The sequence below is a fragment of the Pseudoalteromonas rubra genome (assembly GCF_005887095.1).
GTDB classification, from domain to species: domain Bacteria; phylum Pseudomonadota; class Gammaproteobacteria; order Enterobacterales; family Alteromonadaceae; genus Pseudoalteromonas; species Pseudoalteromonas rubra_E.
Genome location: NZ_PNCI01000043.1, coordinates 1 through 18,100, shown reverse-complemented (window position 1 = coordinate 18,100; position 18,100 = coordinate 1). Strand labels below are relative to the sequence as shown.

Here is an 18,100-nt window from a genome sequence, read left to right as displayed (position 1 = left end):
AAAAAATAATGTCGGTGAAAAAACGCGGTTTGGGTCGAGGTCTGGATGCCCTGTTGAGTTCAGCAAAACCTGCTGCGCCTCAACCTGCTCAGCCTGAAGTCACACAAACCCAGGGCACCGAGCGTGCCGTTGAACCCGAGCAGACGTCGCAAAGCCATGAGGTGACCGATCAGGAATTACAACGGTTGCCCATCGAGTATTTGCAACGTGGCAAGTATCAGCCGCGCAAGGATATGTCAGAGCAAGCACTGGAAGAGCTTGCCAGTTCGATCCGGGCACAAGGTGTATTGCAACCAATCGTGGTGCGCCCGGTCGCTGAAAACCAATTCGAAATCATTGCCGGTGAACGACGCTGGCGCGCTGCGCAGCTTGCTGAGCTGGATGTGGTGCCCTGTATCATCAAAGATGTTGCGGATGAAGCCGCAGTGGCCATTGCGCTGATTGAGAACATTCAGCGTGAAGATTTAAACGCCATGGAAGAAGCGGTTGCACTCGACCGGTTACTGAACGAGTTTGAACTAACCCATCAGCAAGTTGCTGACGCCGTTGGCAAATCACGTACCACTGTGACCAATTTACTTCGTCTCAATAATCTCAATGATGATGTAAAAATCTTGTTGGAACATGGTGATATTGAAATGGGTCATGCGCGTTGTCTACTGGCACTGACTGGTGAGCAGCAATCTGAAGCGGCCAGAACTGCGGTTGCTAAAGGGCTGACCGTACGCGAGACCGAGAAACTGGTGCGTGCAATGCTGGAGCCTGTGGAGCGAAAACCAGCAAAAGAGAAAGATCCGGACGTTAAACTGCTTGAGCAACAGCTGGCAGAGAACCTGGGAGCCAAAGTGGAGATAAATTATAACCAAAAAGGCAAAGGCAAGCTGGTGATTTCTTATGCAAATTTAGATGAATTAGATGGAATTTTGGGGCGTATCCAGCCTGATTTTCAACAACCCTCGTAATCTTACCTTTTAAGGCGAAATGGGCGCTCGAAAAGCGTTACATTTCGTCTCGTCAAGTTGCAAATTGAGCAGAAATAAGTATAATTTCGCCAGTTTTCTAGCCCTGATAAAATTTAGCGTCATTAAGGTTAAATATAAGTGACTCATTCGTTAGCAAGCCCATATCGGCGTGCCGCATTAAAAGGTGTTTTGTATCAGGGTCTCGTAGCTATCATTGCTGCAGTAATAGTTTTTATTGGTTGGGGAGTGGAAGCAGGCCTGTCGGCGTTGGCTGGCGGTGCGGTGCTGGTACTCCCTAATTTTGTATTTGCCGCTTATGCATTCCGATTTATGGGGGCGAGCAAGGCAAATCAAGTGTATTCCTCTTTGAAACGAGGAAACGGATTAAAATTTTTGCTAACTGTTGTGCTTTTTGCGCTGATTTTTAAGCATTTTTCAGTGGTTATGCTGCCGTTTTTCGGCACTTACATGCTGGTGATGCTGACACAATGGTTGGTTCTGATTTTTTTTAATCATTAACTTTTAGGATAAAACAATGGCTGCAGAAGAAGTGACTCTATCGAGCCATATTCAGCACCACTTGACCAATGCCAAGATGTGTTCGACCGATGCCGGTCTGGCCTTCAATAAAGCATGTGCGGACAGTGGTTTCTGGACATGGCATATAGATACCCTCGCATGGTCCATCGGTTTAGGTCTTATATTCTTATGGATCTTCCGAAGTGCCGCTAAAAAATCCACCACAGGCGTTCCTGGTAAATTCCAGTGCTTTATTGAAATGGTTGTTGAGCTCGTTGGTGATAACGTGCGAGACACTTACCATGGCAACAGCAAACTGATCGCGCCTTTGGCCCTGACTATCTTTGTCTGGGTATTCTTAATGAACTTGATGGATTTGGTTCCAGTTGATTTCCTACCTGCTTTCGCCGGCTTCGTTGGTGAGCAAGCATTTGGTATGGACCCACATGATGTTTACATGAAGATTGTACCGACTACAGACGTGAATATGACTGCTGCTCTGGCACTGGGTGTATTTATTCTGATGATCGGGTATTCAATCCGTATTAAAGGTCTGGGCGGCTTCATTGGTGAGCTTACGCTGCACCCGTTCAGCTCTAAGAACAAATTAGTGATGGTTATCCTGATCCCATGTAACTTGCTACTTGAAACAATCGCGTTGGTTGCTAAGCCTTTCTCGCTGGCACTGCGTTTGTTCGGTAACTTGTATGCAGGTGAGATGATCTTCATCCTGATCGGTGCAATCGGCCTGATGCAGCTGCCACTGCACTTTGTATGGGCTGTGTTCCACATCATGGTAATCGTGCTGCAAGCATTCGTATTTATGATGCTGACCATCGTTTACCTCAGCATGGCTAGTACAAAAAGCCACTAATTAGCTGAAAGAAAAGAATTTTTTAAACTTTAACTTTAATTTACTATTGAAACTTTGGAGATAAAAATGGAAATCGCAGTTGCTATTAAACTTATCGCTGTTGCTCTACTAATCGGTTTTGGTGCAATCGGTACTGCACTAGGCTTCGGTAACATGGGTGGTAAGTTCCTAGAAGCATGTGCTCGTCAGCCTGAGCTTGCGCCTCAACTACAAGTTAAAATGTTCATCCTAGCTGGTCTTATCGATGCCGTAGCAATGATCGGTGTAGGTATCGCTATGTACATGTTGTTCGCTCTTTAATATTGCAAAATACCTGAAACGAACAACTGTCAAGTAAGGAGGAGCGGTCGTGAACTTAAACGCCACTCTAATAGGTGAATTAATCGCGTTTACGGTGTTTGTACTTTTCTGTATGAAGTACGTATGGCCACCGCTAAATGGTGCGATTGAAGCTCGCCAGAAGAAAATCGAAGATGGATTAGCTGCCTCTGACAAAGCTGAAAAAGATCTTGAGCTAGCGCGCGAAAAAGCGGCTGAAGAACTGAAAGAAGCGAAAACTCAGGCTGCTGAAATTATCGAACAAGCTAAAAAGCGTGCAACGCTGATTGTTGACGAAGAGACAACTCGGGGTCAGCAAGAGCGTGAGAAAATCATTGCTCAGGGACACTCTGAGATCGAATCTGAGCGCAACCGCGTGAAAGAAGAGCTACGTCAACAAGTAGCGACTCTGGCTGTGGTAGGTGCAGAGAAGATTTTAGAGCGTGAAATCGATCAAGCCGCACACAGTGACATCGTTGAAAAACTTGTCGCTGAGCTTTAAGTAGAGGGTATGAGCATGTCTGAATTGACTACTATCGCTCGCCCATACGCTAAAGCGGCTTTTGAACTTGCCGTTGAGAAAGGCACAGTTGAAGCTTGGAATGAAATGCTGTTCTTCGCAGGCCAGGTGGCCCGCGATGAACAGGTTCAGGCACTGTTAGGTGGCATTGCCACCGAAGCAGAACAGTCTGATGTATTCATCAAGCTATGCGCTGAGCAACTCAACGAACAAGGCCAAAACCTTATCAAGCTGATGGCCGAAAATGAGCGTTTAGCCGCCATGCCAGCTGTTGCAGATTTGTTTGCTGAATTAAAAGCAGACTATGACAAAGAAATCGACGTTAACGTCGTTTCAGCAGCAGCGCTTGCCGAAGATGCGCAAGCAAAATTGGTCGCGGCACTTGAGAAACGTTTCGCACGCAAAGTTAAGCTGAATTGTAGCATCGACGAAACCATCGTAAGTGGTCTGGTCATTAAAGCCGGCGACACCGTTATCGACGGGTCTATTCGCGGCAAGTTAGATCGTCTTGTGACGACGCTGCAATCGTAATTGGGAAAAAGAGCATGCAACTTAATTCCACAGAAATTTCTGCACTGATCAAGCAACGCATTGAGCAGTTTGAAGTTGTAAGTGAAGCGCGTAACGAAGGTACTATCGTATCTGTTACCGACGGTATCATCCGCATCCACGGTCTTGCTGACTGTATGCAGGGTGAGATGATCGAGCTTCCTGGCAACCGTTATGCTATCGCATTGAACCTTGAGCGCGACTCAGTAGGTGCGGTAGTAATGGGTCCATACGCTGACCTTAAAGAAGGCGTAAAAGTTAAATCAACAGGTCGTATCCTTGAAGTACCAGTAGGCCGTGGTCTGCTAGGTCGTGTTGTTAACACACTAGGTGAGCCGATTGACGGTAAAGGCGCGGTAGACAACGATGGTTTTGAGCCAGTTGAAAAAATCGCACCGGGCGTAATCGAGCGTCAATCAGTAGACGAGCCAGTACAAACTGGTTATAAGTCTATCGACTCTATGATCCCAGTTGGTCGTGGTCAGCGTGAGCTAGTGATCGGTGACCGTCAGACTGGTAAAACAGCACTGGCTATCGATGCTATCATCAACCAAAAAGACACAGGCGTTAAGTGTGTGTACGTTGCGGTTGGTCAAAAAGCTTCTACCATTGCTAACGTAGTACGTAAACTAGAAGAGCACGGCGCTCTTGAGAACACCATTGTTGTTGTTGCATCAGCATCTGAGTCTGCTGCACTTCAATTCCTGGCTCCGTTCTCTGGTTGTACTATGGGTGAATACTTCCGTGACCGTGGTGAAGACGCGCTAATCGTATATGATGACCTGTCTAAGCAAGCTGTTGCTTACCGTCAGATCTCACTACTACTTAAGCGTCCGCCGGGCCGTGAAGCTTACCCAGGTGACGTATTCTACCTTCACTCACGTCTGCTAGAGCGTGCATCACGCGTTAACGCTGATTACGTTGAGAAATACACTAACGGTGAAGTGAAAGGTCAAACAGGTTCATTGACGGCATTGCCAATCATTGAAACTCAAGGTGGTGACGTTTCTGCATTCGTACCTACCAACGTTATCTCAATCACCGACGGTCAGATCTTCCTGGAAACTGACTTGTTCAACGCAGGTATCCGTCCAGCGGTTAACGCTGGTATCTCGGTATCTCGTGTAGGTGGTGCAGCGCAAACTAAAATCGTTAAGAAACTAGGTGGTGGTATCCGTCTAGCGCTAGCTCAGTACCGTGAACTAGCGGCGTTCTCTCAGTTCGCTTCTGACCTTGACGATGCAACACGTGCCCAGCTTGAGCACGGTGAGCGCGTAACAGAGCTAATGAAGCAGAAACAGTACGCACCAATGTCTGTTGCTGACATGTCTCTGTCTCTATTCGCTGTTGAGAAAGGCTACCTGAAAGACATCGAAATCAACAAAGTACTTGATTTTGAAGCAAGCCTTATCGCATTCGCGAAAAGCGAATACGCAGCGCTAATGACTCAAATCAATGAAACTGGTAACTACAACGCCGAGATCGAAGCGCAGCTGAAAGAACTTCTTGAGAAGTTCAAGTCTACGCAAACTTGGTAATGTGTTATGAAGGTGAGTAGTTAGCTACTCACCCAGATTCGGAGAAAGAGTCATGGCCAGCGGAAAAGAGATAAAAAGCAAGATCGGGAGTATCAAGAATACTCAAAAGATCACCAGCGCAATGGAGATGGTTGCCGCTTCTAAAATGAAGAAGGCACAGGAACGCGTCGCGTCCAGCCGCCCATACGCTGAAAACTTACGCAAAGTGATCGGTCGTATTGCTCAGGCTAACCTTGACTTCCAACACCCGTTCTTAATCGAACGTGAGGTGAAGCGAGTAGGTTACATTGTTATCTCTACTGACCGTGGTCTTTGTGGCGGCTTGAACTCAAACGAGTTTAAGCGTGTAGCGAAAGACGTTAAAGCGTGGAAAGAAAAGGGTGTTGATGCAACATTTGCAACCCTGGGTGGCAAAGCTGCCGGTTTCTTTAAACGTTTTGGCGGTGAGCTTGAAGCCAAAAAAGCCGGGTTAGGAGATGCGCCTTCTGTTCAGGACGTAATCGGTCCTGTATCTGTGATGCTAAAAGCATACGAAGAAGGCAAAATTGATCGCTTATTCGTTGTGTACAACAACTTTGTCAACACAATGAAGCAAGAGCCTGTTATCGATCAGTTATTACCTTTGCCAAAAGCTGAAGAAGAAGTATCAGCTCACGCTTGGGATTACTTATATGAGCCAAACCCAGAGGCGATTCTAGAGACACTACTAGTGCGCTTTATTGAGTCTCAGGTTTACCAAGGTGTAGTTGAGAATGCTGCCTCTGAACAAGCTGCCCGTATGGTTGCGATGAAAGCCGCAACAGATAACGCAGGTGGCCTGATTGATGAGTTACAGCTGGTATACAACAAGGCGCGTCAGGCTGCAATCACACAAGAGATCAGTGAGATTGTATCTGGTTCAGCTGCCGTGTAACGCTTCGGCAAAGTTTAACGAGAGGAATAGACATGAGTTTAGGTAAGGTCGTCCAAATTATCGGCGCCGTTGTGGACATCGAGTTCCCACAAGACAACGTGCCAGCCGTATATGACGCACTAAAAGTTACAGAAGGCGACCTGGCTGGTTTGACACTAGAAGTGCAACAGCAGCTAGGTGGCGGTGTGGTACGTGGTATCGCACTAGGTAGTACTGACGGTCTGCGCCGTGGTACTTCAGTAGAAGGTACAGCTGAGCCAATCAAGGTTCCAGTTGGTACAGCAACACTTGGTCGTATCATGAACGTACTGGGTGACGCAATTGATGAAGCCGGCCCAATCGGTGAAGAAGAGCGTTGGTCAATCCACCGCGCTGCGCCTTCATACGAAGAGCAAAGCAGCTCAGTTGAGCTACTTGAAACAGGTATCAAGGTAATCGACCTTGTATGTCCATTCGCTAAGGGTGGTAAAGTTGGTCTGTTCGGTGGTGCCGGTGTAGGTAAAACCGTAAACATGATGGAACTTATCCGTAACATCGCAATCGAGCACAGCGGTTACTCAGTATTCGCCGGTGTTGGTGAGCGTACTCGTGAGGGTAATGACTTCTACCATGAGATGAACGACTCAAACGTACTAGACAAAGTATCGCTAGTATACGGTCAGATGAACGAGCCACCGGGTAACCGTCTGCGTGTTGCTCTGACTGGTCTGACTATGGCAGAGAAGTTCCGTGACGAAGGTCGTGACGTACTGTTCTTCGTAGATAACATCTACCGTTACACGCTGGCGGGTACTGAGGTATCTGCACTACTAGGCCGTATGCCTTCAGCGGTAGGTTACCAGCCAACTCTTGCTGAAGAGATGGGTGTACTACAGGAGCGTATCGCGTCAACTAAGACTGGTTCAATCACGTCAATCCAGGCCGTATACGTACCTGCGGATGACTTGACTGACCCGTCACCAGCAACCACGTTCGCGCACCTTGACGCAACCGTTGTACTTTCACGTGACATCGCATCTCTTGGTATCTACCCTGCGGTAGACCCACTGGATTCAACTTCTCGTCAGCTTGACCCGCTAGTAATCGGTAACGAGCACTACGAGACTGCACGTGGCGTTCAGACTGTACTTCAGCGTTATAAAGAGCTGAAAGACATCATCGCGATTCTAGGTATGGACGAGCTATCTGACGAAGATAAGCAAGTTGTATCTCGTGCACGTAAAATCCAGCGTTTCCTGTCTCAGCCGTTCTTCGTTGCTGAGGTATTCACAGGTGCACCTGGTAAATACGTTTCACTGAAAGACACTATCTCTGGCTTCAAAGGCATCTTAAACGGTGAATACGATGACATGCCAGAGCAGGCTTTCTACATGGTTGGCTCAATCGACGAAGCGATCGAAAAAGCCAAAAACATGTAATTAGGGGGTTGTTATGGCAATGACAGTACGCCTTGACGTAGTAAGCGCTGAAAAGAGTTTGTACTCTGGTGACGTGACTGCGATCCAAGTGACAGGTAGTGAAGGTGAGCTGGGTATTCACCCTGGTCACGCGCCACTGCTGACTGGCCTAAAACCTGGTATGGTACGTTTAGTAACAGAAGACAAAACTGAAGAGTTTATCTATGTTGCAGGTGGTACGCTGGAAGTTCAACCACAGACCGTAACTGTCCTTGCTGACGTTGCGATCCGTGCGGAAGAGCTTGACGAGCAAGCTGCTGAAGAAGCTAAACGTGAAGCGCAGGCGCAACTGGCTTCAGGCACCGCAGGCGAGCTGGATTACCAGCAAGCAGCGATGCAGCTTGAAGAAGCCCTTGCTCAGCTGCGTCTTCTACGCCAGCTGCGCAAATAAGCAGCCACCTATCTGGTTTAAAAAACCCACGCATTGCGTGGGTTTTTTTATGTCTGAAATTCTTTGCATATATAATGTTGTGTGAAATGAAATATTGACCAGGCTGAACTCAGCTTTTTCCTGGCCATCTTATTACAATATTTATAAGAAGAATCTAGTTAATTCATCAAGTTACCTTTGCATACGTACTAAGGCTTATCGAGCAGTGAGGTGACTCACTCGACGTACCTGAACGAGCTGATCATGCCGCGCAAATAAAAGTCTATACATTCATTCACTAACCTTAATGAAACAGAGTGTTTAACTCTTTAATTTTTTGCTTTAATATTGCCAAAGACGACTTGGTGTAGCTAAGTATCCGAGGCGGTGATTAGGTCTTATCATCTATGAAAAAACCGCCTATCTACTCAGCAGCTTTAATAAGAAGCCAGCCCTACTCATAAACTCTACAATTTAGTTTATTCCAATAGTATAAGGGCCTGATAATAAGCAGTTACGATATGAATGAAGTTAACTTTTCAAGGACTGTGAAAGCGGTAAAATTTGGATCCTGGACACTGGATCCAAAACGGCAAACCATCTCAGACGGTGAAGTAACCAGAGAACTTGAACCTCTGTTATTTAAAATCCTCTGCTACTTAATTTTGAACAATGATCAGATCATCACCAGGGACGATCTGGTCAATGATGTGTGGTGCCAAAATTACGTTGATAATAATGCCATCAACCGGGCAATGTCTGAGCTGCGCAAAGTGCTCAAATCAGAGAAGCAAAAAGGGTTGGTTGTTAAAACACACTATCGTAAAGGGTATAGCTTTTTCCTTGATCCTGAAATTGTGTATCAAGACCTTATTCCTCAGGCCAGTATTACACCTGTCACACGGCCTAGCACTAACACACCAGAACAAAATCCTGAGCCAGTAGCACAGAATAAAGCGGTTAACGGCTTTAAATTGCGTCTAGTCCTTATGGCGCTTGTATTAGCTGTGGGCGGCGGCGTACTGGGCCTGATGATGTCTACATCAAAGAATGGTCCAGAAGCATCACCTGTGCCTTCTGCTTTGGTTGAGGATGTGACCTATAAAGAACAGTTGTTGTCCTGGATGCCAGGTCGTTACATGGGTGCTAAAGTCTCCCCAGGTAATGAGTTTGTCGCGTTTTCTTTTGTACCTGAAGGTACAAGTAATCACAGCTTGATTATCAAGGAACTTAAAACCGGTCTTGAGAAAAAGATTAGTGAGGTGAATATCAATTTTTCCCCACTGGGCTGGACGGCTGATTCGAGCAAGCTTTTTTATCGCCTTGAAGAAGGTGATAAATGCGAGGTTTGGCAGACTGACAGAGACTTGGAAGGCAATAGTCGTTTTTTATTCAACTGTAATAGCCCCATTCAGCACGGTGCCGGTGTGGGGGGAAGTTCATTTGTATACTCTAAAGCTAATTATCGCGGACGAGATCAGTTATCTGTTCTGATGAACTATGACTATGAAACGGGGGAGGAGTTTCAGCTCACCTCTCCAAATTTAAACTCCTTTGGCGATATATTTTTATTGTATGAATCGTCTCTTGATAGCGTCTTTTTTACCCGCCGACAGTACGATTCCTATGAACTTTACATGACCGATATGGAAGGCAGTAAGCAAACAAAGCTGTACGAATCAAAAAACCCTATCTGGGAAGTGATGTATGAGGCTGAATCAGATACATTAATGTGGTTTTGCAATGCGACCAATAGGCTGTTTGAGTTCTCGTTAGAAGCGAACATACTTAAAAGTAAGACTCAGCTTACCAATAAGGGAAATTACGCCAACGGATTCCCATTGTCTAAGGACAAAGTGATCGCGATTAATTATCCCTACAAGCATAATATTTATGAGCTCAGTTTGTCACAGTTCACATTGTCACCGTTATTTACCAATGACGAGATTAAGTTTTCGGGGTTTGTGAAAAATGGGTTAGCCCATTATCTGGCTCTTGAGCACGAAAAGTGGATCCTGAAGCAAGGCATTGAACCTGACCAATTTAACACCATTTATACCATAGGCAGCCCGCAGGATAGCTTTCCTTTGCTTAACTATGATGCCCGGACGGAACAAACATTACTGGGATTTGGCGAGCAGTTAATTGTATTTGACAACCAGTTTAATATACAGCATATCGTCGAGGTAGAGAATGCGGTCTTAGCTGCGGATGTTCTGCCGGGTGGGGATATTGGATATATTGTTATCGATGAAAATCAAAAAAATAACCAGTTTTATATTTACTCAAAGCAGAGCAAGCAGTCAAAAAGATTACCAATAAAGGATGCAGTTTGGTTTGCTCAGTTCAGCGACAGTCAGTTAATTTACCAGTCGCGTAAAAATACGTTGCACTATTTTGACCTGTCTACAGGCGCTATAAGCGACGAAATATCGCTACCACACAGCGCTAATTCCCGGCTGGTAACTAATGACATGGGAGGCGTTTATTACTCTAATGGTAAGCAAGTTTATCAAATGAAAGAAGGTGGATGGCATCTGCTGAGCGATTTAGGTGATAAAACGGTGTACTCTTTGCGGTATTCAGTGGAGCGCAATTCACTCATTATGACGACGCTGGAGGGCGTAAACAATCATTTGATCCAGCTTGAGGCATCACGACAGGCCTCACCTCTATAGCTTTTTGTCAGTCAGTGGTATATCAAATCGTTATACCACTGACTGGCCATTGATTTGTGCAACTGTCTGCCACAAAACTTCCCATTCACCTTATACTTCTCGTATCACCCCTACTTTTTCCTTTGTAAAAGCGCTCGTTGTATTGCGCTGCTCAACAACCATGGCGATATGGCAATCTTGCAAAGTTGTTGCTAAGGAAGACGCATAAATTTTAGCTGATGAAGACATTATTATTTGCGATTTTTATAAATAAAATCATATAAAACAGATGGTTAATTTTGAAAGTTATATTTGCTATATAAGCTTTGATAACTTCCCATATTTTGAATCATGCGGTACTGTTTTAACATCAACACGGCAAATGTGTGGTTATCTATAATGTGTCTTACTGCAAGACGTGCTGACAATTGAATGACATCCTTTGATAATAAAAAGTGTGAGGAAACAAAGATGAAATTTAAAGTGAATAAAAAAGAGCTTAAAAACCTTCAAGATATAATGACACTAAATACTAAGCAGACACGAAGGATTGGTGGTGCAGGTAACTACGGTGCGCCACGTCCGAGAACTAACACAACTTACCCATCGTTTGACGGCTAATCGTCAACTTAAGAATGAAAAAAAAGGGCATGGATGAAATTCTTAGTATGTTTAATAGGTGGGCTAGCGCTCGTATCGACTGAGGCATCGCCTCTTAGCTTTGCAGGCAATCTAACTGTAGGCTCGCCCAGTTATCAATACCATTTTGCTACGTCAAGTGGTGCGGCGTTAAACCACCTTGTTACGCTTGATCAGGTTGTCTCAGAGGGAGAACCTTTGCTGAGTTACAAAGAGGCTGTTAAGGATAGAGTCAAGCTTATACTTGCTGGCTCTCAGGGGGTGGTGGCAGAGCTGAATTCCGATTCGTCTGTTGCCAAAGGGGAGCTGCTTGCCAAGTTGCTTACTCCAACGTTGCTCGGAATATTTGAACCAGCTCATGAGCAAACCAATACACCAAGAGAGCTCTGGTTTTGCCATGTCGGCAATGCATTTAAAGTAAAAGTAAGTTACGAGAGCCGCGAAAAAATGTTTATTACGCTGCACTTAAATGAGCATGTTACTAAGGTAAGTGAATCTTTCAGGAGTGCAAAGCCGACGACCTTATTTGTGGACAAAGCAGAGTGTATTGAGCAAGCGAGTTTAAACAAAGAGGTAGGGAAATTGCCCTAAGCATGGCGGTGCCTCGGGCATACATATGCGAGAAATGCAGATGTAATAAGGAAATTCCATACTACAGCGGAAGATTTAAAAAAACAATAGCTGATTTTGGGTATCGGCTCATGCTCTCGGGCACCTTTCCTATCTCCTTGACTTATAAGAGCTAGCTTTTGTTTCGACAGGCTAAAATGCAAGATCCTCAGTTTCAGCCCTGCATGCGGTTCGTCATCAACAGACCATCGATAGACCTGAGTAATCCACATCAATGCGTTCACACCTCTATGGAGTCCACCTTCTTTTGTGCTGCGTACGTCATATAGAATCCCATCCTCTTTTTTGCCGCTTGCCGCTTGCCGTTTTGAGCAATAGTTCAGTAAGGCCTGTTCGCCAGTAGTGTATCAGTACCGTCTTTTTGCTTCGCGATATGCTCAGGCACCAACTTTTATCACTCCCGCATTTATCAGCAAACTTCATATTCCGTCATTCTCAGAGCATGTAACGCTCCATATAAACAGGCACGAGCAGTATTCGATGATTATTACTACTGCTTAATATCCGCCCTCTCGCATGCAATGAGCAAGGGTTAATGGCGATCGTACATGGAGTATCTGAGTTAGCGGTGTGATTCCTTGTGCAGGACTGGGTTGTGTGGCGGGTGAAGAATGACAGGGTTGCTTCAACTGCTGTAAATCGACCTTTCACTGGCACGCTAAAAATACAATGTTACTCGAAGTAGTCACTTATATAGTAGTAATAATTCTATATAAGCTGCTGTAATTGTTAGTTAAACTTGTTTTTTATTAAGTTTGAACTCTACATTTTTGTATCGCACTATGAGCTCAACACAAGCAGCACCTCCAGAAACGTTTGGCGGTACTGACATTAGAATTGAATGAAATGGAGCGATACCCGATGACATTAAAAGAGTTCTTTGAGCGTTATTACGAAATCATTTGCTCGGGCAATCTCGACGACCTGGAGCCGTTTTATCATACCGGTTCAGGTGTGATGGCGGGTGCTAAGTCACAGTTTGAAAGTATGCGTAAGCAACTGAGCTTTAAGATGACACTGCGCAATGTAGAGCTACTTGCCAAGCGTGACGATTTGCTAATAGTACGGGACGTGATGACCATTGAGGGCGAAAAAGAAGGTCAGGCTCTTGATAAACGCTCCGAAAATATTCATTCATTGGCGAAAGAAGGTGGTCAGTGGCGAATTTTTTCGACGTCAACTTTTCCTGGTGGGGCGGAATAATTATGTCGGGGTTATTCAGAAAAGAAGCCATTGAACACCAGGGGCAAAAGTTAGATGGTGAGGTCTCCATTGCGACGCATATGTCTTTCAACTGGATCCTGTTAGTAATTCTGGCGACGGTATTGATTGGCATCACTTACCTGGTGGTTGGCGAGTATCACAGGAAAGAGATCGTTTCAGGTTATCTGAGGCCAACAGATGGACTGAGTAAGGTGTATCCCTTAGGTCAGGGCGTCATTGATGAAGTCTATGTTGAAGAAGGGCAAAAGGTCGAAAAGGGCCAAGTGCTTGTGCGGGTAAGAATGGAACGGATCCTGACCTCTGGCAGCGATATGAATGAAGCGATTTTAGCGGAACTCATTAAACAAAAGGATTTGGTAAAGAAAAATATAGAGAATCAGACGCAGCTGGCGAAAGTCAGTCAGGAGAAACTGGACTCTCAGATCAATAACACGGCATTTCAGCTGGCACAGACTAAAAAGCAACATGAATTGCTTACTCAGCGTGTCGAGCTCAGCGAAAAACGCTATCGGGATACGCTGGCATTGATTGAAAAAGACTTCGTCTCTCAATCTGATGTTGAAAGTGTCCGTGATGCCATGTTGGTTTTGCAACAGCAAGCGGAAGATCTGGAAGGGCGAGTATTGAGCCAGCAAGAGTCCCTCAGCCAGCTGCGTCTGGAGCGTCAGCAACTGCCGCTGACTTTACAGAAAACAGAAGCACAGCTGAGAACTCAGCTTGCCGATATTAATCAGCAGATCACTCAGGCCAGTGCACAGCAAAGTTACGATGTGCGTAGTCATAGAAGTGGTCGGGTCAGCAGCCTGATGGTTAAACCGGGCATGATTGCACAGAGCACCAGCCCTTTAATGACGGTCCTGCCGGAAAATGCGGCGCTGGAAGCTGTGCTGCTGGTGCCATCTCGCGCATTTGGCTTTGTACAGGAAGGGCAAAATACACGGATCCGTTATCAGGCTTTTCCCTATGCCCGGTTTGGTATCTATGAAGGCACGATTTCGAGCGTCTCAAAATCAATTTTACTTCCAAATGAGACAAGTTTGCCTGTGACACTCGCAGAGCCGGCTTATCAGGTGGTTGTCTCACTCAAAGCACAGCATGCCCATGCCTATGGTGCGTCTGTGCCTCTGCAGGCTGGGATGTTACTGGAAGCCGATATTATGGTTGATAAACGCACATTGTTTGAATGGCTATTTGAACCTCTTTACAGCATTAAAGGAGCAATCTGATGGAAAATCCAATGCACTTACTCCGGTTTAGCGCTGCCAAAAGGCTGCCTGTTATCTTGCAAACCGAGGCGGCGGAATGCGGGCTTGCCAGCCTGGCAATGGTTGCTGCTTATCACGGATATAAAACAGATCTGACGACATTGCGTCAGACCCATGAAATCTCATTGAAAGGGGCGAACTTAGAGGAGCTAATGCAAATTGCAGACAAGCTGAAGCTCAGCTCTAGGGCACTAAGATTAGACTTGGAACATCTGCCGCAATTAAAAACCCCCTGTATTTTACACTGGGACATGAACCACTTTGTTGTACTTAAAAAAGTGACTAAACACAGTGTTGAAATACACGACCCAGGCTTAGGCCATCGCAAATATGCCATGGATGAGTTCTCGAAACACTTCACTGGTGTGGCACTGGAGCTGAGTCCAACCGAAGAGTTTAAGTCTGAAGATACCCGGGTAAACCTTAAGTTATCCGATTTTTGGAGCAAAGTGACCGGCCTTAAATCCACATTGGGTAAAGTGTTTGTTTTGTCCTTACTGTTGCAGGCTTTCGCCATCGCCAGTCCATACTATATGCAACTGGTTGTTGATGAAGTCATTCTGAGCTTTGACCAAAACTTATTGGCTATTTTAGCCGTGGGATTCGGCTTATTGATGCTCATAGAAATGGTAACCGGTGCGGTACGGAGCGTGTTACTGCTGCACTTCGGTAACCTCATGAGTATTCAGCTTGGTGCAAATCTGTTCCATCACCTTATCCGTTTGCCACTGCAATATTTTGAAAAGCGTCATATTGGTGATGTGGTGTCACGCTTTGGCTCTTTACAACAGGTAAAAGAACTGCTGACCAAAGGCGTGATCGAAGCCTTAATCGATGGGGTTATGGCCATTGCTACCTTGATCATGATTTTTGTGTACAGCCCCAAATTGAGTGCCGTGGTCCTTGTTGCTACCGCAGTGTATGCCGTCATTCGCATTGCCATGTACAGACCGTTACGACGCATGTCGGAAGAAGTCATCGTCAACCAGGCCAAAGAGCAGTCTAACTTCATGGAAACGGTACGTGGTATCCAAACCATTAAGTTGTTTGGCCGCGAAGTGCAAAGGCAGAGTGTCTGGCATAACAAATACGCGGACAGTTTGAATGCCGGGATCCGGGTGGGTCATTTGAACATCGGTTATGAAGCAATCAATAAGGTGATCTTTGGATTTGAAAATGTGCTGGTGGTCTACTTTGCTGCAATGCTGGTTATGGAAGGCGATCTGACCGTCGGGATGTTATTCGCTTTCATGGCATATAAGCGTCAGTTTGTAGAGAAAATGGCGTCTCTTATCGAAAAGCTTATCGAGTTTAAGATGCTAAGTCTGCATTTTAACCGACTTGCCGATATTTCACTGACCGACAAAGAAGATCATATGCAGGGTAAAGCCAGCAGTGGGGAATTGACCGGAGCGCTTACACTTCAGGATGTCACTTATCGCTATAACAGCAAAGAAGCACCGGTATTCAAAAACCTGGATCTGACTATTGAGGCCGGTGAGTCCATCGCGATAGTCGGCCCATCCGGCTGTGGCAAAACGACGCTTGCCAAAATCATGCTGGGCTTATTTGAACCCGAAGCGGGTAAGGTATTAGTCGATGGGATCGACATCAAGCAGATAGGGTTATCAAAATATCGCTCCCAGATCGCGGCTGTGATGCAGGATGATCAGTTATTGTCAGGCTCCATCGCCGATAACATCTCGTTTTTTGACCCCGACCTGGATATGCGAAAAGTCGAGTGGGCCGCTCAGGTCGCCGCGATCGATAAGGATATTATGTCGATGACTATGGGATACAACACCCTGGTGGGAGATATGGGCGCTGCCCTGTCTGGAGGGCAGATACAGCGACTGCTGTTGGCCAGGGCATTGTATCGAAAACCCAAGATACTGTTTATGGATGAAGCCACCAGTAATTTGGATACCAAGCTCGAGTTTTCAGTCAATGAAGCGGTTAAGAATCTGGACATTACCCGAATAATCATAGCGCACAGGCCTGAAACCATTGCCAGTGCAGATCGTGTCATCGAGTTGAGATATGGGCAGGCTGTTGCGGTAGATAAGCCGGATATTAGCCTGAGGCGGCCTAAGCCTGCAGATGTCTCCTTGTGTATAGATAGCACACCATATACTGAAACAGGTGCGACGAGTGAGTTTAATATGGCTTAGTATAAGTTATTATAATAAGTGTTTGGTTTATGTTTGAGTGCGCCCTTATTAATTTAATGGCTTGTGTTCTTGGTTGTGGTGCGCGCTCAGTTTACTTTTTAATTGTTTTTATTTTATTTTTTAGTTTTATTTTTTTAATATGTTTTGTTGACATTTAATTTTTTAGTGTTAACTTATAAATCAAGCTTAAATCTTGGCGGAGATAAGCTTAAATCAAAAAGTGTAATAAGGTTTGCGAGATTAATACTCTCTTTAATTTGAAAGTTCTATTTTTAATTTGGATTTTTAAATTCTTTGAGTTCTCCATTAAATTTAAAAAATAGAGTTTGTTAAATACAGCCAGAGAATATTTTACTGTTAAGTTAAAGTTGCTTTGGGATGTTGCAAACCTCTTTCTGCTCTCTGGCTTTATCGTTTTAGTTGTTAAGTCTTTAAGAAAAAAGATAAAAATCTGATATTGACGACTGTGGCCGTTACATGAAAATAGGAAAAATTATGAAAAATCTAAATGCTAAAGACCTGGTTCTGATCGCTGGTGGTGAAGAAGAAGTACCTATGTGCCCTGATATCGATCAATATATCAACTAATAGAGGAAATAAACGTGAACGAATTAAATAAGTATGAAGTGGAAAATGTAACTGGTGCTGGCCGCGAATATGATGACCCGTGTGACCCTGAACTTTTTTTCAAAAAATAGGAAGTTAAAAATGAAAGAAATAAAAGAACTGACAGCTGTTTTTGGTGGAAGCTTATGCGAGCATTGCGCTGAAGAATTACGTGAACTTGAAAGCCTGAAATAAGAGTTAAAGGAAATAAAATGAAAGTTATTAATAATCCCAGCTTGGTTTCTGGTGCAGGTGACCCTTTTATCGATATGAGCTGTGATGTTATCGAACACCAAGATTGTAAATCTAATTAATTAAATATTTATATAAGGATTAAATGATGAAAGAACTAAACGCAATCCAAATGAACGCAATCAATGGTGCTGGTGGCTCTGTCTACGGCAAAGTAACCAAAGACGGCTGGGAAATCGGCTTCGAAATCAAGTTTTAATAAACACTAAAGGACAAAGATCATGAAAGAACTAAACGCAATCCAAATGAACGCAATCAATGGCGCTGGTGGCACTATCTACGGCAAAGTAACCAAAGACGGCTGGGAAATCGGCTTCGAAATCAAGTTTTAATAAACACTAAAGGACAAAGATCATGAAAGAACTAAACGCAATCCAAATGAACGCAGTAAATGGCGCTGGTGGCACTATCTACGGCAAAGTAACCAAAGACGGCTGGGAAATCGGCTTCGAAATCAAGTTTTAATATACACTAAAGGACAAAGATCATGAAAGAACTAAACGCAATCCAAATGAACGCAGTCAATGGCGCCGGTGGCACTATCTACGTCAAAGTAACCAAAGACGGCTATGAAATCGGCGTCAAGTACGAATTTTAATCGACCCTGAAAGGATAAAGATCATGAAAGAACTAAAC

The 18,100-nt window shown here is 44.8% G+C and carries 16 protein-coding genes; all 16 read left to right on the top strand.

Going from position 1 to position 18,100, the window contains the following annotated elements; genetic code table 11:
* Window positions 1–8 precede the first annotated feature (8 nt).
* The 16 genes from CWB99_RS18075 (at window position 9) to CWB99_RS18005 (ending at window position 16,606) form a co-directional block, all read left to right on the top strand.
* A complete protein-coding gene (locus tag CWB99_RS18075) occupies window positions 9–962 on the top strand; it encodes a ParB/RepB/Spo0J family partition protein (RefSeq protein ID WP_138550147.1) in 954 nt (317 codons plus the stop codon).
* A gap of 138 nt (window positions 963–1,100) precedes the next feature.
* Window positions 1,101–1,481: an ATP synthase subunit I gene (locus tag CWB99_RS18070; RefSeq protein WP_010384869.1), complete on the top strand. Its 381-nt coding sequence runs from the start codon at window positions 1,101–1,103 to the stop codon at window positions 1,479–1,481.
* A 16-nt stretch (window positions 1,482–1,497) separates the two neighbouring features.
* The gene (gene atpB, locus CWB99_RS18065; RefSeq protein ID WP_054016190.1) at window positions 1,498–2,355 is read left to right on the top strand and encodes a F0F1 ATP synthase subunit A; all 858 of its coding nucleotides are present in this window, start codon (window positions 1,498–1,500) and stop codon (window positions 2,353–2,355) included.
* A 66-nt stretch (window positions 2,356–2,421) separates the two neighbouring features.
* Complete coding sequence (atpE, locus tag CWB99_RS18060) at window positions 2,422–2,655, top strand: F0F1 ATP synthase subunit C (protein WP_008222392.1); 234 nt, start codon at window positions 2,422–2,424, stop codon at window positions 2,653–2,655.
* A 49-nt stretch (window positions 2,656–2,704) separates the two neighbouring features.
* Window positions 2,705–3,175, top strand: a complete 471-nt coding sequence (gene atpF, locus CWB99_RS18055; RefSeq protein WP_138550148.1) for a F0F1 ATP synthase subunit B — start codon at window positions 2,705–2,707, stop codon at window positions 3,173–3,175.
* 15 nt (window positions 3,176–3,190) lie between these two features.
* Window positions 3,191–3,724 (top strand): F0F1 ATP synthase subunit delta, encoded by a 534-nt coding sequence (gene atpH, locus CWB99_RS18050; RefSeq protein ID WP_046004731.1) that lies wholly within the window; start codon window positions 3,191–3,193, stop codon window positions 3,722–3,724.
* A 14-nt stretch (window positions 3,725–3,738) separates the two neighbouring features.
* A complete protein-coding gene (gene atpA, locus CWB99_RS18045; protein ID WP_046004730.1) occupies window positions 3,739–5,280 on the top strand; it encodes a F0F1 ATP synthase subunit alpha in 1,542 nt (513 codons plus the stop codon).
* A gap of 52 nt (window positions 5,281–5,332) precedes the next feature.
* Entirely contained in the window at window positions 5,333–6,193 is an 861-nt protein-coding gene (gene atpG / locus CWB99_RS18040; RefSeq protein ID WP_054016188.1) for a F0F1 ATP synthase subunit gamma, read from the top strand.
* A gap of 32 nt (window positions 6,194–6,225) precedes the next feature.
* Window positions 6,226–7,611, top strand: a complete 1,386-nt coding sequence (atpD, locus tag CWB99_RS18035; RefSeq protein WP_010384876.1) for a F0F1 ATP synthase subunit beta — start codon at window positions 6,226–6,228, stop codon at window positions 7,609–7,611.
* Window positions 7,612–7,624: 13 nt separating this feature from the next.
* On the top strand, window positions 7,625–8,041 hold the full coding sequence (locus CWB99_RS18030; protein WP_046004727.1) for a F0F1 ATP synthase subunit epsilon: 417 nt from the start codon (window positions 7,625–7,627) through the stop codon (window positions 8,039–8,041).
* Between the two features lie 500 nt (window positions 8,042–8,541).
* Window positions 8,542–10,698, top strand: coding sequence for a winged helix-turn-helix domain-containing protein (locus CWB99_RS18025; protein WP_138550149.1), 2,157 nt, complete (start codon window positions 8,542–8,544; stop codon window positions 10,696–10,698).
* A gap of 450 nt (window positions 10,699–11,148) precedes the next feature.
* Window positions 11,149–11,298 (top strand): hypothetical protein, encoded by a 150-nt coding sequence (locus CWB99_RS24170; protein WP_171045387.1) that lies wholly within the window; start codon window positions 11,149–11,151, stop codon window positions 11,296–11,298.
* Between the two features lie 33 nt (window positions 11,299–11,331).
* Window positions 11,332–11,907 carry a hypothetical protein gene (locus CWB99_RS18020; protein ID WP_138550150.1) on the top strand — a complete coding sequence of 192 codons (576 nt, stop codon included), beginning with the start codon at window positions 11,332–11,334 and terminating at the stop codon, window positions 11,905–11,907.
* 900 nt (window positions 11,908–12,807) lie between these two features.
* A complete protein-coding gene (locus CWB99_RS18015) occupies window positions 12,808–13,149 on the top strand; it encodes a nuclear transport factor 2 family protein (protein ID WP_138550151.1) in 342 nt (113 codons plus the stop codon).
* A 2-nt stretch (window positions 13,150–13,151) separates the two neighbouring features.
* Entirely contained in the window at window positions 13,152–14,396 is a 1,245-nt protein-coding gene (locus CWB99_RS18010) for an HlyD family secretion protein (protein WP_138550152.1), read from the top strand.
* Window positions 14,396–16,606: a peptidase domain-containing ABC transporter gene (locus CWB99_RS18005; protein ID WP_138550153.1), complete on the top strand. Its 2,211-nt coding sequence runs from the start codon at window positions 14,396–14,398 to the stop codon at window positions 16,604–16,606. The genes CWB99_RS18010 and CWB99_RS18005 overlap by 1 nt, the downstream gene beginning before the upstream one ends.
* The last annotated feature ends 1,494 nt before the right edge of the window (window positions 16,607–18,100 follow it).

Coding starts and splice junctions, on each gene's coding strand:
- CWB99_RS18075 (WP_138550147.1), top strand. CDS start 9: ATGTCGGTGAAAAAACGCGGTTTGGGTCGAGGTCTGGATGCCCTGTTG.
- atpB (WP_054016190.1), top strand. CDS start 1,498: ATGGCTGCAGAAGAAGTGACTCTATCGAGCCATATTCAGCACCACTTG.
- atpE (WP_008222392.1), top strand. CDS start 2,422: ATGGAAATCGCAGTTGCTATTAAACTTATCGCTGTTGCTCTACTAATC.
- atpH (WP_046004731.1), top strand. CDS start 3,191: ATGTCTGAATTGACTACTATCGCTCGCCCATACGCTAAAGCGGCTTTT.
- atpA (WP_046004730.1), top strand. CDS start 3,739: ATGCAACTTAATTCCACAGAAATTTCTGCACTGATCAAGCAACGCATT.
- atpG (WP_054016188.1), top strand. CDS start 5,333: ATGGCCAGCGGAAAAGAGATAAAAAGCAAGATCGGGAGTATCAAGAAT.
- atpD (WP_010384876.1), top strand. CDS start 6,226: ATGAGTTTAGGTAAGGTCGTCCAAATTATCGGCGCCGTTGTGGACATC.
- CWB99_RS18030 (WP_046004727.1), top strand. CDS start 7,625: ATGGCAATGACAGTACGCCTTGACGTAGTAAGCGCTGAAAAGAGTTTG.
- CWB99_RS18025 (WP_138550149.1), top strand. CDS start 8,542: ATGAATGAAGTTAACTTTTCAAGGACTGTGAAAGCGGTAAAATTTGGA.
- CWB99_RS24170 (WP_171045387.1), top strand. CDS start 11,149: ATGAAATTTAAAGTGAATAAAAAAGAGCTTAAAAACCTTCAAGATATA.
- CWB99_RS18020 (WP_138550150.1), top strand. CDS start 11,332: ATGAAATTCTTAGTATGTTTAATAGGTGGGCTAGCGCTCGTATCGACT.
- CWB99_RS18015 (WP_138550151.1), top strand. CDS start 12,808: ATGACATTAAAAGAGTTCTTTGAGCGTTATTACGAAATCATTTGCTCG.
- CWB99_RS18010 (WP_138550152.1), top strand. CDS start 13,152: ATGTCGGGGTTATTCAGAAAAGAAGCCATTGAACACCAGGGGCAAAAG.
- CWB99_RS18005 (WP_138550153.1), top strand. CDS start 14,396: ATGGAAAATCCAATGCACTTACTCCGGTTTAGCGCTGCCAAAAGGCTG.